We start from the raw sequence: 13,814 nt of genomic DNA on the forward strand, positions 1-13,814 counted from the left end.
GTGAGTTATTGGTTATTCAACTAATATTTCGCTTTGCGTTTTTGTTTAGCAAGGTACATTGCGCTGTCGGCTTGGTTGAGTAAGCGGTCGACGGTAATGTCGTCGCCTTCATAACTCACCACTCCTACACTTGCGCCTTCGTATGAAAGCTCATAGTCGCCGAGGTCGAACAGGCCTTGGGTAAATTGCTCCACGCGGCTTTTAAGTGTCTCTTTAGACACTAAGTTGGGTTCTTGTCCTTTTATGCCAAAAGCTAAGAATTCGTCGCCTCCTAGTCTGCCTACAAAGTCTGAGTCTCTTAAGTTTTGAATCAGCACCTTCGCAATTTCAATAAGAAAGCGATCGCCCGCGTCGTGCCCGAAGTTGTCGTTAATCTTTTTAAACCCGTCTAAGTCGATATAGGCGACAAGTAAAGTACTACCAGACCGTTTAACCTGGTTCATCGCCCGACTTAACTCGATAATTGAAGCTCTACGATTGGGAATGCCAGTAAGTTGGTCTGTTAACGCAAAGTGTTTATAAGTAATGTTCTCGCTTTGCAGACGCTTTAACATGCGCTCACGCTCTATTTGGTGCGCAATAAGCTCTGCAAATAAATTCAGAATTTTTCTCGACTCTTGGTTAACTTTTACGCGGTCGGCAGAAGCGCCGCACAATGTGCCGTAAAATGTACCGTCAGAAAGGTTAATAGGTTGGCTAATGTAGGTTTCTATACCTATTTCTCTTGCAGCACCCGAGTCCGCCCAAATTTCTGAAACGCGGTCGGTATAGAAGATTTGGTCGTCTAACGCTCTTTTACATAGCGTGTCGTTCCATGGAACCTGTAGTCCTTCAGTCACAAAAGGCTTCTTTTTATGTTCGGCATATATAACGTTTTGGATGCTCTCGTGGTTATTCACTCGAGTCATATAAGTAGACTCTAATCCTGTAATAGCCTCCATCATTTTAAGTAAAGGGCGAACGAAAGACTCTAGGTCTTCGCTGTCAGAAACAGCTATCGCTAACTCTTTTAACATTTTTTCCATGAAGTCATCCTGTGCAAAACGGTATGTGCTCTTTGGCAACTTAAGCTTAGTTCAATAACTGGCTATTATTAAAGATTTACAGTTATACCTGTAAAACCCCGCTAGAGGTCATGCGACCAGTTCGATAAACTATTGTCAAAATTTATAAAAAGAGAATTTCCGTGAATACTTTCCGTTGGTTGGCCTACCTTTCATTTGTCTTACTTGTATTTCCATTAGGCGCTCAAGCTTCTGAACCCGAGCATGAAATAGAAGCAACAGTCCAAGGCGTTCCATTACGAATTTCATTACCCGAGAGCTATTTTCACTCCGATGAATTTAAATATCCGCTACTTGTCGTGTTCGACGGCTCTAATCAACATGATCACGTTCAAGGAAACGTTCGATTCTTAAGTACCTTCGCGGTCATTCCTGAGATGATCATCGTAAGTTTAGACGCAACAAGTCGGCTTAAAGACTTTTCTCCCACAGTAATAGAAGGGTACGAAGAGCGTTCTGGAGGTGCTCAACAATTCTCTACATTCATTCAAGAAGAGGTTTTAAACAATCTGGCAAACCAATATCGAGTTGCTGACTATCGCGTGGTAAGTGGGCACTCACTTTCAGGGTTATTTACAAGCTATTTGGCATTGGAAAAGCCTTATTTATTTAATGCTGCGATATCAATAAGCCCGAGTTTATGGTGGGACAATAATTATCTGAGTCGCAACCTTGAACAATTTCAAATTGAGGATCGTCCGCATGTACGATGGTTCCTGAGCATTGCTAACGAACCCGGAGAAATGGCTGAGGGCTTCAACCTAATGAGCAACGCCCTTAGCGCTCAAAGCATCACAAACCTTGAATGGTTTACAGAATCTTTTGAAAACGAAACCCATGACACCGCGCCCCTGTATGGAAATGTAGAAGGGCTTCGGCAGATATTTTCAGGGTATAACGCAGTGCCGAACATTGAAGTGAAGTCATTGGCTACGCTAAGGGAATTCTATCAAGACCTATCAGAGGCTTTCGGTTTTACCTTTCAAATGTCTGCACACCAATATAACGTATACGGATTAAAAGCAGCATACGAAGGCCAGTTAGACTGGGGCATTGAAATACTAGAACAGGGTACAGAAACGTTCCCACGCTCTGACATGCTTTGGGACAGCCTAGCCACCGCGTACGATATGAACAGGCAAACTGAAGCCGCAATGGCGGCCTCAACTCGCGCTCTGCAATTGGCTATCGCAAATAACTCTAAATATTTACCGGCTATACGCAGACAAAATGAGAGTTTGCGAGATTAACGCTTTAATGCGCTCATAAAACCCAAAATAGCACTAACCACAAGGCTACAAAGCCCAACAAAAATAAGCGTCGCTAGAATTGCAACTACGGAGTAGCCCACAATTCCTGCTACTTCAAAGCCAAACAACGTAAGTAGGTATTGCGCAAAAAGGAAGCTTGGAATGCCCACAACAATAAGCAAACCAATGGATAGTGAGAATCTTATTAATAATTGTCGCACGTGCTGCCTTCTAACCGTTTAGGGTATTGAAGGCAGCAAGGCTACTAAACCCAAGCGGGTTTTACCACCATGGCGAACTAACTCCAACTCACTAACGCAATTTCACCGTTTCCGATGTATTCAAAAGTAATACTCACCACTCCACCACTATTGTTCATAGCCAATAGGCCTTCACAATCAGACTCTGCTAAGCACTCAAAAGGTTGTCCCAAAAACAGATAAGTATCGTTTTCAAACGTGATGGTGTTTTCTAATAGATCTACTGACTCATAGCCAAAACGAGAACCTTCCGTAGCCTCGGTTTCGTTAAGTATCTCTATAAGCTCATACCTAAAACTTGAACCGTCTGCGGGTGGGTTCGAGATTCGTGTCACCCGAACAGACAACTGATAAGCGGTACCCCAAGCATACTGAAAGCCTACGATATTGTTGTAGAACAAGTCGCTTTCGGTGTCCGACTGCCCAGTTACGTAGCACAGCTGCTGACTTACGCCTGTACAAGGCGCTTTGTAGGGAAAAATAGATAAGTTTTCTACCCAAGAATTAGAGCTGTCGTCACAGGCGGAAAGCAACATAACCGCAGATATTACGAGAAGGAGCTTTTTCATCACACGTTCCTTAATGTTTAGGTGAAAGCAAATACACTCATTTGCTTGGCATAACCTTAGACGGAATTTAAAGCTGAAAAAGCAGGAAAAATGGCTGTTTTTTGTAAAAGATTGTCGTGGATAAAAGAGCAGTACAAGCTAGCTTATGGCCACTCTTTCTTGGAGTGAAGAATTCTTAATATATGAATTTGGTCGCTTACCAACTGATAAACCAGCATGTAGTTTCTATGAACCACTAATTCTCTAGTTGCCTTAACACGCCCTTCACGACCAATATGAGGGTTCTCAATGAGCTTTACACAAGATTCCGAAAACAAATCGTCCAAATTGATAGCAGCGGTGGGGTTTCTAGATTCAATATAATTATAAATATTTTCGCGATCTCCTATCGCAGCATAAGTCCAAAACAAATCCATTTATTCTGATGAATCCTCAGCAGCATAGGAAGCAGCGCGCCGCGCAGCAAATAGAGCCTCAACCTCTTTAAAGGGAACAAGCTCGCCTGCTTTTGCCGAATCCATGCCTATTTCAACCTGACGACGAAAACTTTCTTCGTTATCAACGGTTACTTGATGTTGGTTCACAAATTCACGCATAAAGTCACGAAGTAGTTGAGCACCACTACGATCTCTGGACTTCGCTGCATGAGTGAATTTGCTCTTAAGATCATCGTCTACGCGAAAGGTAAAAGTAGCATCCGTCATCATCAAACCCTATGTGTTACATCGTAACTACAATGTAGCACATCAATCCCATTTTTCTAATTGCTAGACGGCATATATGTGACTCACCAAGATAGACGTACCGACACCGATAAGCACGAAACCACCAAATACTTCTGCGCGTTTGCCAAACACAGAGCCCAACACGCTACCAAGCATCACACCCAGCGTAACCATTAGGAATGTCGCAAACCCAATTAACGTAGCCGCGAGAGCAATATTAACTTCAACAAAAGCGAGGCCAACACCGACAGCCATAGCATCAATACTCGTGCCTACAGCCGTTAACACAACAAGTCCTAAACTTTGGCGTTTAACAGGGGACTGCTCACTGTCATCTACCGGCTGCAAACCCTCATAAATAATGTGCACACCCAAACCGGCAAGCAAAGCAAATGCTATCCAATGGTCGAATGCTTCAACATAAGAGGCTGCAGCATGACCTATAAACCAACCAATAACAGGTGTTAAACCTTCAATTACACCAAACACCAACCCGGTTTTTAACGCCAAAACTAGCGTAGGCTTATGCAATTTGGTTCCTTTTCCAATTGCCGCTGCAAACGCGTCTGTCGACATTGCAAATGCAATAAGAATTAGGGCAATAAAGCTCATGAACACTCCATGTACAAAGGGTTATGCGTTTGGGGTGGGGATTATATCATTGAAAACAACACGAGACAGAGTGTCTTCTATTGCTGGTTACCTGACTGCATCGGCAATATTAGCCTCACTTCAAGACCACCCGACTTATTGCGTATATTAATAGTTCCACCGTGTCCTTCGATAATGTCACGACAAAGCGTTAAGCCAATACCTGAGCCTTTAGTCTTCGTGGTGTAAAAAGGTATGAGCGCATGTTGGAGTTGCTGGCTACTCATTCCACCACCTCGGTCTTGCAAAACGATTTCCAAGTAATGATGATTTTCGAGAATTTGAAGGGTGATTTCCTCTTTCGCAGACCCACTCTCGTGTCCATTTTTCAACAAATTCAATAGTAGCTGGTGAAGTTGATTAGGATCCGCTTGCCATTCCCGTTGTGGTAAGTCTCCAAGCAATTCAAATTCATATAAGTTTTGGAGCTGATTAATTAATCTCGGCCAATTCATAGTGCTCATTTTTGGCGGAGGTAGTTTGGCAAACTGAATATAAGCTTGAACAAACTCATTGATCTCGGACGCCCGCTCACTAATAGTTTCAAATACGTTGGCAAGCTCGAATTGATCTAATTGCTTAGCTCTTTCACGACCAGAAAAGCCTAGAGACGATAACGGCGCTAACGAATTATTTAACTCATGGCCTATCACTCTCAATAATTTTTTCCAAGCGGTTAGCTCTTCACGTTGGATCTCTCGAGTTAAAGGTTTAAGTAAGTAAAGCCAGTGCTGGTTATGGTTCAACTTGAATTGATTAATGGACAGGTGCCAAACACTTTGGTCTGGTAAGCGCAATAAACCTTGCTGTTTTTTGCATATTGCGTTTTCTAGCGGTGTTATGGTTGAGCTGACATCAGCAAGTTTACTGCCGTCAATTGCACGTCCCCCAGTGAAAAGCTGACGAGCTGAGGGGTTGCTCATAATTATCGTATCGCGGGAATCGGTTAACACTAAGGCCAGCGGGCTACTTTGTAATATGGTATCAAGCAACAGCTCTCGCTGGTTTAAAGCCGCACGCTCTTGGCGAAGCTGCTTAGACATGCTTTGTAAGCTCTCAGCTAAATTATCTAATTCACGTATCTTCAGCTGGTTTGCACTCGTATTAAAACTACCGTCTTGTAGATTTTGTGCATGTAAATTAAGTGCTTGTATTTCCTTCAACAACGGACGTATGGCCCAGCGGAGTAAACCCCCTAAAAATACGCCGGCACTGCAGGTCGCGATAATAAATACAGCGGGAACTTCGACTCCTTTAAAGTCGAAGTAGATATATTGAATGCCAATAGCTACAAATGTTAGCAACGCACAAAGCAAGTAAAGCCGATACTTTGTACTCAGTTTAAATCGGAGTGAAGTCAAACTAAGGCGTCTCAATGCCGTAAAACTCCATGCGTCGATAAAGCGCCTGACGGCTAATACCAAGATGTTGAGCGGCACGTGAAATTACTCCACCTGCCTGCGACAATGCTTGTTCAATGGTTTGACAGTCGATGTCGTCTAATGCCCTTTTACCTGTTACCGGAATATCAGGTAAACCCAATTCAGCGGCTGCAATTTCACGACCTTTACTCAGTATAAGGGAGCGCTGACAAACATTTTGTAGTTCACGCACATTTCCCGGCCAAGAATAACTGAGTAGCAGTTTCTCAGCTTCTTTTGTTAAGGATTTTTCCCCCTTAAGAAACAGCCGTGCCAGCGGGAGTATGTCATCTGTTCTTTCAACTAAAGCAGGTAAAGCCAACTGAACGACATTCACTCGGTAATACAAATCTTGTCGAAATTGACCTTGTGCAATTGCGTCTGCTAAATCTGAATTGGTTGCACTGATTAACCGCACATCGACACGACGTGTATTGCTTGAACCCAATCGCTCATACTCACCAGTTTGAAGTACACGTAACAACTTCGCCTGCCCCGAAAGGGGTAAATTACCTATTTCGTCGAGAAATAAAGTTCCACCATCTGCTGCTTCAAATCGACCAACACGAGTTTTATTTGCGCCGCTGTATGCGCCCGCTTCAGCGCCAAATAATTCAGCTTCCATGAGATCGGCGGGTAGAGCCCCCATATTTACTTTAATGAAAGGTTTGTTACGGCGCGATGAGTTCGCATGCAGCACGTTAGCAATACCTTCTTTACCCGCGCCATTTGGCCCTGTGATAAGTACGGCAGCATTGGCAGGCGCCAATTGCAGTGTCATTTCCATAAGTTGCTGCATCTGGCGACTGGCAAATACCAATCCACACAAATCTTTACCTTTGAATGCAGCTTTTTGCTCTGCGTCCCTGCGAGCTTGCTGTTCACTTAACTGTTTGAATTTAAGTGCATTGGCAACGGTGAGTAGTAAGCGCTGATCGCTCCAAGGCTTTGCAACATAATCGGTTGCGCCTGCTTTCACCAATTCTACAACCATATCTAACTGAGCCCAGGCGGTCATCAATATAATGGGAACCGTTGGATATTGCTCATGCAATTGATAGAACAAAGCTCGGCCCTGGTCGCCGTCCATTTCACCCGAGGAAAAGTTCATGTCTTGAAGAATCAAATCAATTGGCTGACTCCCCAGTATCTGCCATGCCATTTCCGGTGTATCTGCACTGTGTACATCATAGCCCTGCAATGAAAATAGAGTTTGCAGGGCTTGGCAAATAGCTGGGTTATCATCAATTACTAATAGATTAAACATGCTCTATAAAGCTTTAGTGGCAGTGGCCGGAGACACTCGAATAGCGATAGCCGCAGGATACCATGTGGCCAGTGTCACAGAAAGCAACAAAATTGCACTGGTTACGAGAGGTAGCCACCAATTAAGAGAGGGCAAGCTAATCACTTGTGACAACGATTGATTGAGTATCAGCGCGCAACCCACACCAAGAATTGCCCCAGCTAAAGTACATATCCAGCCTTCACTTAGTAACTCTAGGAATATTAAACCTTTGCTGGCACCCAGTGCACGTTTCACACCGATTTCTTGATTCCGCTTTAATACATGGAAGTGAGTGCTGCTGTAACTTGAAATCATGGTGACCAATAACATCAACGCCGTCAGAATCGCTAACAGTGAAGCTAAGCCATATTCATTGCTGTATAACTCGCGTTGCTGCTCCGCTAAAGTGCGAATGTAATAGACTTCAATATTCGGTTCTACTTGCTGCAAAGTACCAGTTAACTGTTCACGAACACTATTAGCCTGCCCCTGCGTTGTTCTCAGTATTAAGGTGTAACCCCAGTCGACCGATTCTGGTGGAATAACTTGAATGCTATTTAATGTTTCATTTCCCGGCGAGCGTTTGCGTTGGCCATAAAAGTCGCTTACCACCGCACGAACAGGGCCACGGTTAAGCTGAAGGCCAACAAAAGACGTTTGCTCAGGAAAAAGTGCTTTTGCCAAACTCTCAGTCAACACTATGCCTACGTGGCCATTTTCGTCTGGAGCGTCTGAGTAACTAGGTAATTCTCCCTGCAATACCTCCACATTGAGTACATCAAAAAACTCAGGTGAAGTGGTGTAGATAGGAACGCTTTCAATATTAGACGTGTCTTCACGTTCTACGTCGTAAAGATTTCCGTTACTTCCCCCTTGGGTAAGCAGTGCTTGGTTACTATATGAAGCGGCAACAACATTAGGAATATTCTGCAGGGCATCAATTTGCCGTTGCATTAAATCTTCAAGCGCTGGGTGCTGTCGAAGCTGTGGTGTCGTGGGTTTCAATTGAACCAGAAGTGTATTTTCCAACTCGAGACCTGTAGGTTGGTTAAGCTGCTGGTGTGTTTGATTAGCAAGTAAAATGCTGTTTAAAAGCAAAGCCAATGTTATCGCTAATTGCACCAGCAATAGAGTAGTAACAATTTTCCGATGAAGAATAACCTTAAGTAAAAGTGATAACGACATGGATTTATTCCTTTAATTGCTGGTTCAATGAGCCAAAAGAAGCGCGCAAAGATGGATACAAAGTAACGATATAACTGCAAATAAGCGCTGCCATTACAAGCGCAATAATCAATGCAATGTCCCAGCTAGAAAATAGACTATTCTGTGGAAGCAATGCGTTCATAAGAACTACCCCGGCATAGGCGATCAACAAAGCTCCAGCTAGCGAGAAAATAGTCATGAGTAACACATCTGCAAGCATTTGAAGTTGCAGTTGACTGCGGCTAGCCCCCAGTGCCCGACGTAAGCTAAATTCGTATTGATTACTTAAGTAGCGGTTTAGTGCAAGGTGAATAGCGTTCAGCAAACACACCACTAAAAAGAGCAAGGTAACTAACGCAAACGCTTCAATATCACCAGAAGCATCACCGAAATAATCCACGATTTCGGTGATAGGAACTAACTGATTATTGATAGGTGCAGGATGTCTTCCAGCAGATTTCTCATCTTCTGCCAGTCTTAACATAAACTGCTGATAACGCTGTTGATCTGCTGGCGTATCCAACTGCACCCAAAATTGCAGTTGGTGCAGCGCGCCAGCACGCCCTTCCGTAGCCAATTGCCTATAGTCGGTATCGTCATAAGATACTGAATTGGTATTCGACAGGTAGTTCAGATCGTAACCGGTTTCCAGTGGCAAATAGATGTCTGCGCCTTCACTAAGGTGGTTACGGCCATTCGCGTCATATAAGCGCGGTAGCATTTGCCAGTCGTTAAGTACGCCGATAACACTGAAGGTTATGTCATCCAGTAAAATTGATTCGCCCACTACATCGGTACGCCCAAACAAACTCAACGCCGTAGCTTTGGTTACTAAAACTTGGTTTTCAGCACTGCCATCTGACCATACCGTACCGTGCAATATTGGCACTTCGAACATCTCAAAAAAGTCACGTTGTGTTACTCGCAAAGATACCGGTGTAGGCAAGTTCTCTAAAGTTAAGCGAGCATATCCAGCAGAGCTATACATAGCGGCTTGAGCTGAGGGAATGCCGCTATTCGATAGCTTTTGCACATTGCTATAGCTAAGAACTCTAGGCGGTAAGCAGTTATTACATTCGTATGGCGTGATTAACGTCATAGGAAAAAACAATTTGTCACTTTTGTCTGGTAACGGGTCTGAATTCAGTCGGTAGTAAAACGTTGCGTTCGCGAAAAACACACCCAGGCCCACACTTAGAATAAGTATAGTTAAAGCGTAGGGTAGTGGTGCACGCTTAATGCTTTTTAAGCTTACTTTTAAATAGTAAATGAACTGTTCCATGACTTGCCCCTTAAGCGCTTTGCGACGCTAACGGTTCATACAAGGTGCTGTCATGAAGTTGTCCGTCAACAATTTGAATATTGCGACTAGCGCGGCGTGCTTGGTCGGGGTCGTGAGTCACCATTAAAATGGTACAACCTTGCTTATTTATTTGCTCTAGCAACTCCATAACTTGGCGAGCCATTAAAGAGTCGAGGTTACCTGTCGGTTCATCGGCGAGCAGAATACGAGGTTGTCCGGCAATTGCACGTGCTATAGCCACACGTTGCTGTTGCCCACCTGAAAGCTGACTCGGTAAATAATTGCGTCGAGCTTGCAAGCCTACTAGTTCTAATGCACTTTCTATACGGTCTTTGCGCTCTTTAGCTTTCAATCCTCGGTAGCGCAAAGGCAGTTCTATATTGTCGTATATACTGAAGTCTTTGATTAAATTAAAACTCTGGAAAATAAAACCAATTTTCTGGTTACGTAATTTAGACAATTCGCTGTCTGGCAAACCATTAACCGACTTCCCGTCGAGAAGGTAATCACCTTCGTCAAAGCCTTCTAAAGTACCAAGAATATTAAGTAGCGTTGACTTACCCGAACCTGACGGTCCGGTTAATGCGACAAACTCCCCTTCATTCACTTGTAAATTAACGTTTCTCAAAGCATGGGTTTCAATCAATTCTGTACGAAAAATTTTGCTTAAATTAGTTAGCGTTATCATGATTCAATTCCTGTTTAATTCAGATTAACTCTGTTTTGATTATTGAATTCGGTAAGGTTTGATATAACCCACTGTTCTCCTTCTTCTGCGCCGTCTAATATTTCGACCCATTGCACAGAGAGAGCGCCAAGCTGTACTTGCTTGCGAACAGCTTGGTTGTCTATAACTTGATATGCCTGCCGACCACCGCCCGTGCTCACAAAGTCACCACGCGCTATTTTCAGCACATCGGTTTTATGCTCCAGAATCACCCTTGCGGTAAGGCGTTGGTTTTGACGCAACTGGCTATTGTCTACTTCAGTGAATCGCACTCGAGCACTCACTTGGTTATTGCGCACTTCAGGGGCTATGTAACTAATCGAGCCTCTTAGTTGCTGATTACCCAACTGAATTTCCACTTGTTGTGAAGGCATGAGGTCTTGCGCATGACTTTCCTGAATCAACAATTCAGCCTCATACTCGCTTAAATCAATAACCGTAAGCAGGGGTTGCCCCGGTATAACATGGCTTTGCTGCTCAACTAGCCAGGTTCCCAATTGACCATTAACCGGAGCGGTAACATTAAGCTCTTCTACCTTGCGGCGTAGTTCGTCCACTATGAGTTGCTGGCGGTGAATTGTTTGCGCTCGCGAATTCTGCTCAAAGTTAAGCATGTCTTCAGCCAACTCAACTTTGCGTTTAGCGTGATCAAATGCAAGCTCAGACGTCATCAAGTTATCTTCGGCGATATCAACATCCAGTTGGCGAATAACACCCAGCTCAATAGATTGTCGCGCGCGTTGCAGCTCTCGTTGCGCAGCCATTAAATTAACCTGCGCAGTATTCATAACCTGCTCCATATCTAACTGCTGATTGCGAGCTTCTAATTCAGCACGTTCAGCGTCACTTCGCATTCCAGCAAGCACTGCTTCTTGTTGCTGTAAGTCGTTCTGTAACGCTGGGCTCGTAATCGTCGCCAGCAAATCACCCTCTGAAACAGCCTCACCGGGCTGTTTTAACAAATGAACCTGACCGTTCTCTTGGCTATACAAAGTAGGGGCGTTCGCAGCAACAATACGGCCTTGCACGGAAATGTCTCGAATCAAATCGCCGCGTTGAACTGTAGCGAATTGCAATTGGTCCCGGTCGAGAACTAAATTAGCCCCTTTACCGAATGACTGAAAAATTAAAATCACAAACATTATTGCTGCAACTATACCCACAGCGCTTGGCATGTAACGGCGCAGCGCGCTTTTAGGCTTACGCTGAATAATATGATCTTGTTGGTCGGTACCTTGAATCATCTAAGTTTGTCCTAATGATGCAATTTATTTATTCGTTTACCTCCAACTGCAGAATTGATGCCAACATTTAAGGTGTTGATTTAAATTGATTAATTTATAGGTCGGTGTGTCCGCGGACAGTCAATGTGTCCGTTTGCAATGTGCGGACACAAGTAGATACAGTAGTTCGATTATATGGGAGAGATTCATGTAGCGAACGCTACTGTTTTTGAGCGGGGTAAGTTTGTGGTAAAGGCTAAATGGGGTCAGGGGTAAAATACCCCTGACCCCATTTTGTTATTCCACAGTTACCGACTTGGCCAAGTTTCTTGGTTGGTCTACGTCGGTGCCTTTGATGATGGCGACGTAGTAGCTAAGAAGCTGTAACGGTAGGGTATAGAGTATCGGTGCGATGATTGGATCGACATGAGCGATATTAATCACGCGCATGGTGCTGTCGCTTTCGAAGTGTGCGTCGCGGTCTGCGAACACATACATAATACCGCCACGTGCACGTACTTCTTCTACGTTAGACTTCAGCTTTTCCAGTAATTCGTTGTTTGGAGCAACAACAATAACGGGCATTTCCGCATCGATAAGCGCTAACGGACCATGTTTCAATTCACCCGCAGCGTAAGCTTCGGCGTGAATGTAACTGATTTCTTTCAGCTTTAACGCACCTTCCATTGCAATAGGGTACTGGTCGCCACGGCCTAAAAACAAGCTGTGTTCTTTATCTGCGAACTCTTTCGCCAGCACTTCGATTTCTTCGGTGATACCCAGTGCTTCTTCAAGCTTGCTTGGCAACGAAGAAAGGGCATGTGCTATGCGCGCTTCTGTTTCTGAAGATACACCGTTTGCACGGCCTAGCGCGCCAACTAACATGAGCAATCCAACCAATTGCGTAGTGAACGCCTTCGTTGAAGCTACACCAATTTCCGCACCTGCTTTGGTTAGGAACGCCAAGTCAGATTCGCGTACCATTGAAGAGCTTCCTACGTTACAAACCGTAAGGGTTGAACGATAGCCTAATGTTTTCGCCAAACGCAGAGCCGCAAGGGTGTCTGCGGTTTCGCCTGACTGAGAAATAGTGACGAGCAAGCTGCCTGGGAACACGTGCGACTTGCGATAGCGAAACTCTGAAGCAATTTCCACATTACAAGAAACACCAGCGAACTCTTCTAACCAATATCGCGCCACCATTCCTGCGTGGTAGCTCGTACCACAAGCAACAATTTGTACATGGCGAATGTCTTTAAATATGTCTTCTGCGTCCTCGCCGAAAGCGTCTAAGGTTACGTGATCACCATTCACACGACCTTCCAAAGTGTTGCGCACTGCAATCGGTTGTTCGTGAATTTCTTTCAGCATGTAGTGGCGATATTCGCCTTTTCCGCCCGCGTCGTACTGAAGATCAGACGTAATTACGTCGCGTTCTACTGGAGCGCCGCTTTCGTCGAATATGCTTACTTCTGTGCGTGAAACAGAAGCTACGTCGCCTTCTTCTAGGTAAATAAACTTACGTGTTACCGGAAGTAGAGCAAGCTGGTCTGAAGCAACGAAGTTTTCGTCGATACCTAAACCAATAACTAACGGGCTACCCGAGCGAGCAACTACTAAGCGACCTGGTTCACGCTGGTCCATAATTACCGTGCCGTATGCACCTTCTAGCTTTTTCACAGCAGATTTCACTGCCGCCAATAAGTCTTCTGCAGTTTTAAGTTCTTCATGAACTAAGTGGCAAATAACTTCGGTATCGGTATCAGAATTAAAGGTATAGCCCTTCGCTTGAAGCTCTTTGCGCAAACTCTCGTGGTTTTCAATAATACCGTTGTGAACAACTGCAATGGTGTCATTTGAAAGGTGAGGGTGGGCGTTGGCTTCAGTTACGCCGCCATGGGTAGCCCAGCGCGTATGCGCTATACCCGCGAACCCATTTAAACCACTTTCTTCTTGCGCGTCGCTTAACGCTTTTACTTTGCCGACACGGCGAAGCTGATGTAAACCGTCATCATTTAATACTGCGATACCTGCAGAATCGTACCCTCGGTACTCTAAGCGGCGTAATCCCTCTAATAAAATTCCTGCAACTCTACGCTCTGCCGTTGCACCTACAATTCCGCACAT

The 13,814-nt window shown here is 44.5% G+C and carries 14 protein-coding genes; 1 reads left to right on the forward strand and 13 read right to left on the reverse strand.

The features are described from left to right. Nucleotides 1-20 precede the first annotated feature (20 nt). Nucleotides 21-1,025 (reverse strand): sensor domain-containing diguanylate cyclase, encoded by a 1,005-nt coding sequence (locus EYQ95_RS07790; RefSeq protein WP_111915600.1) that lies wholly within the window; start codon nucleotides 1,023-1,025, stop codon nucleotides 21-23. 161 nt (nucleotides 1,026-1,186) lie between these two features. On the opposite strand from EYQ95_RS07790, the gene EYQ95_RS07795 reads away from it, so the two are divergent. After that, nucleotides 1,187-2,314, forward strand: a complete 1,128-nt coding sequence (locus tag EYQ95_RS07795) for an alpha/beta hydrolase (RefSeq protein ID WP_207916279.1) — start codon at nucleotides 1,187-1,189, stop codon at nucleotides 2,312-2,314. Here the strand turns inward: EYQ95_RS07795 and EYQ95_RS07800 are convergent. The 12 genes from EYQ95_RS07800 to glmS all read right to left on the reverse strand — a co-directional run bounded on the left by EYQ95_RS07800 (nucleotide 2,311) and on the right by glmS (nucleotide 13,814). Further along, nucleotides 2,311-2,535, reverse strand: coding sequence for a hypothetical protein (locus tag EYQ95_RS07800; protein ID WP_111915599.1), 225 nt, complete (start codon nucleotides 2,533-2,535; stop codon nucleotides 2,311-2,313). The genes EYQ95_RS07795 and EYQ95_RS07800 overlap by 4 nt on opposite strands. Before the next feature lie 77 nt (nucleotides 2,536-2,612). Further along, nucleotides 2,613-3,143: a DUF4377 domain-containing protein gene (locus EYQ95_RS07805; RefSeq protein ID WP_111915598.1), complete on the reverse strand. Its 531-nt coding sequence runs from the start codon at nucleotides 3,141-3,143 to the stop codon at nucleotides 2,613-2,615. A gap of 143 nt (nucleotides 3,144-3,286) precedes the next feature. Further along, nucleotides 3,287-3,559, reverse strand: coding sequence for a type II toxin-antitoxin system RelE/ParE family toxin (locus tag EYQ95_RS07810; protein WP_111915597.1), 273 nt, complete (start codon nucleotides 3,557-3,559; stop codon nucleotides 3,287-3,289). Then, nucleotides 3,560-3,739 (reverse strand): hypothetical protein, encoded by a 180-nt coding sequence (locus tag EYQ95_RS26750; RefSeq protein ID WP_243699884.1) that lies wholly within the window; start codon nucleotides 3,737-3,739, stop codon nucleotides 3,560-3,562. It lies immediately after the preceding gene. 171 nt (nucleotides 3,740-3,910) lie between these two features. Beyond that, nucleotides 3,911-4,480 carry a manganese efflux pump MntP family protein gene (locus EYQ95_RS07820; protein ID WP_111915595.1) on the reverse strand — a complete coding sequence of 190 codons (570 nt, stop codon included), beginning with the start codon at nucleotides 4,478-4,480 and terminating at the stop codon, nucleotides 3,911-3,913. Nucleotides 4,481-4,557: 77 nt separating this feature from the next. After that, complete coding sequence (locus tag EYQ95_RS07825) at nucleotides 4,558-5,958, reverse strand: PAS domain-containing sensor histidine kinase (protein ID WP_207916281.1); 1,401 nt, start codon at nucleotides 5,956-5,958, stop codon at nucleotides 4,558-4,560. Continuing rightward, nucleotides 5,882-7,207 carry a sigma-54 dependent transcriptional regulator gene (locus EYQ95_RS07830; protein ID WP_111915594.1) on the reverse strand — a complete coding sequence of 442 codons (1,326 nt, stop codon included), beginning with the start codon at nucleotides 7,205-7,207 and terminating at the stop codon, nucleotides 5,882-5,884. Before EYQ95_RS07830 ends, EYQ95_RS07825 begins: the two co-directional genes overlap by 77 nt. Nucleotides 7,208-7,210: 3 nt before the next feature. After that, entirely contained in the window at nucleotides 7,211-8,413 is a 1,203-nt protein-coding gene (locus tag EYQ95_RS07835) for an FtsX-like permease family protein (protein WP_111915593.1), read from the reverse strand. 4 nt (nucleotides 8,414-8,417) lie between these two features. Continuing rightward, on the reverse strand, nucleotides 8,418-9,716 hold the full coding sequence (locus tag EYQ95_RS07840) for an ABC transporter permease (protein ID WP_111915592.1): 1,299 nt from the start codon (nucleotides 9,714-9,716) through the stop codon (nucleotides 8,418-8,420). Between the two features lie 10 nt (nucleotides 9,717-9,726). Then, nucleotides 9,727-10,425 carry an ABC transporter ATP-binding protein gene (locus EYQ95_RS07845; RefSeq protein ID WP_111915591.1) on the reverse strand — a complete coding sequence of 233 codons (699 nt, stop codon included), beginning with the start codon at nucleotides 10,423-10,425 and terminating at the stop codon, nucleotides 9,727-9,729. A 14-nt stretch (nucleotides 10,426-10,439) separates the two neighbouring features. Next, entirely contained in the window at nucleotides 10,440-11,708 is a 1,269-nt protein-coding gene (locus EYQ95_RS07850; RefSeq protein WP_111915590.1) for an efflux RND transporter periplasmic adaptor subunit, read from the reverse strand. A 276-nt stretch (nucleotides 11,709-11,984) separates the two neighbouring features. Continuing rightward, nucleotides 11,985-13,814: a glutamine--fructose-6-phosphate transaminase (isomerizing) gene (gene glmS / locus EYQ95_RS07855; protein WP_111915589.1), complete on the reverse strand. Its 1,830-nt coding sequence runs from the start codon at nucleotides 13,812-13,814 to the stop codon at nucleotides 11,985-11,987.

This window comes from Lysobacter sp. N42, from assembly GCF_004344885.1.

Bases quoted from the DNA above. Each gene is read 5' to 3' on its own strand.
- EYQ95_RS07790 (WP_111915600.1), bottom strand. From the start codon at position 1,025: ATGGAAAAAATGTTAAAAGAGTTAGCGATAGCTGTTTCTGACAGCGAA.
- EYQ95_RS07805 (WP_111915598.1), bottom strand. From the start codon at position 3,143: ATGAAAAAGCTCCTTCTCGTAATATCTGCGGTTATGTTGCTTTCCGCC.
- EYQ95_RS07810 (WP_111915597.1), bottom strand. From the start codon at position 3,559: ATGGATTTGTTTTGGACTTATGCTGCGATAGGAGATCGCGAAAATATT.
- EYQ95_RS26750 (WP_243699884.1), bottom strand. From the start codon at position 3,739: ATGCGTGAATTTGTGAACCAACATCAAGTAACCGTTGATAACGAAGAA.
- EYQ95_RS07820 (WP_111915595.1), bottom strand. From the start codon at position 4,480: ATGAGCTTTATTGCCCTAATTCTTATTGCATTTGCAATGTCGACAGAC.
- EYQ95_RS07830 (WP_111915594.1), bottom strand. From the start codon at position 7,207: ATGTTTAATCTATTAGTAATTGATGATAACCCAGCTATTTGCCAAGCC.
- EYQ95_RS07835 (WP_111915593.1), bottom strand. From the start codon at position 8,413: ATGTCGTTATCACTTTTACTTAAGGTTATTCTTCATCGGAAAATTGTT.
- EYQ95_RS07840 (WP_111915592.1), bottom strand. From the start codon at position 9,716: ATGGAACAGTTCATTTACTATTTAAAAGTAAGCTTAAAAAGCATTAAG.
- EYQ95_RS07845 (WP_111915591.1), bottom strand. From the start codon at position 10,425: ATGATAACGCTAACTAATTTAAGCAAAATTTTTCGTACAGAATTGATT.
- EYQ95_RS07850 (WP_111915590.1), bottom strand. From the start codon at position 11,708: ATGATTCAAGGTACCGACCAACAAGATCATATTATTCAGCGTAAGCCT.
- glmS (WP_111915589.1), bottom strand. From the start codon at position 13,814: ATGTGCGGAATTGTAGGTGCAACGGCAGAGCGTAGAGTTGCAGGAATT.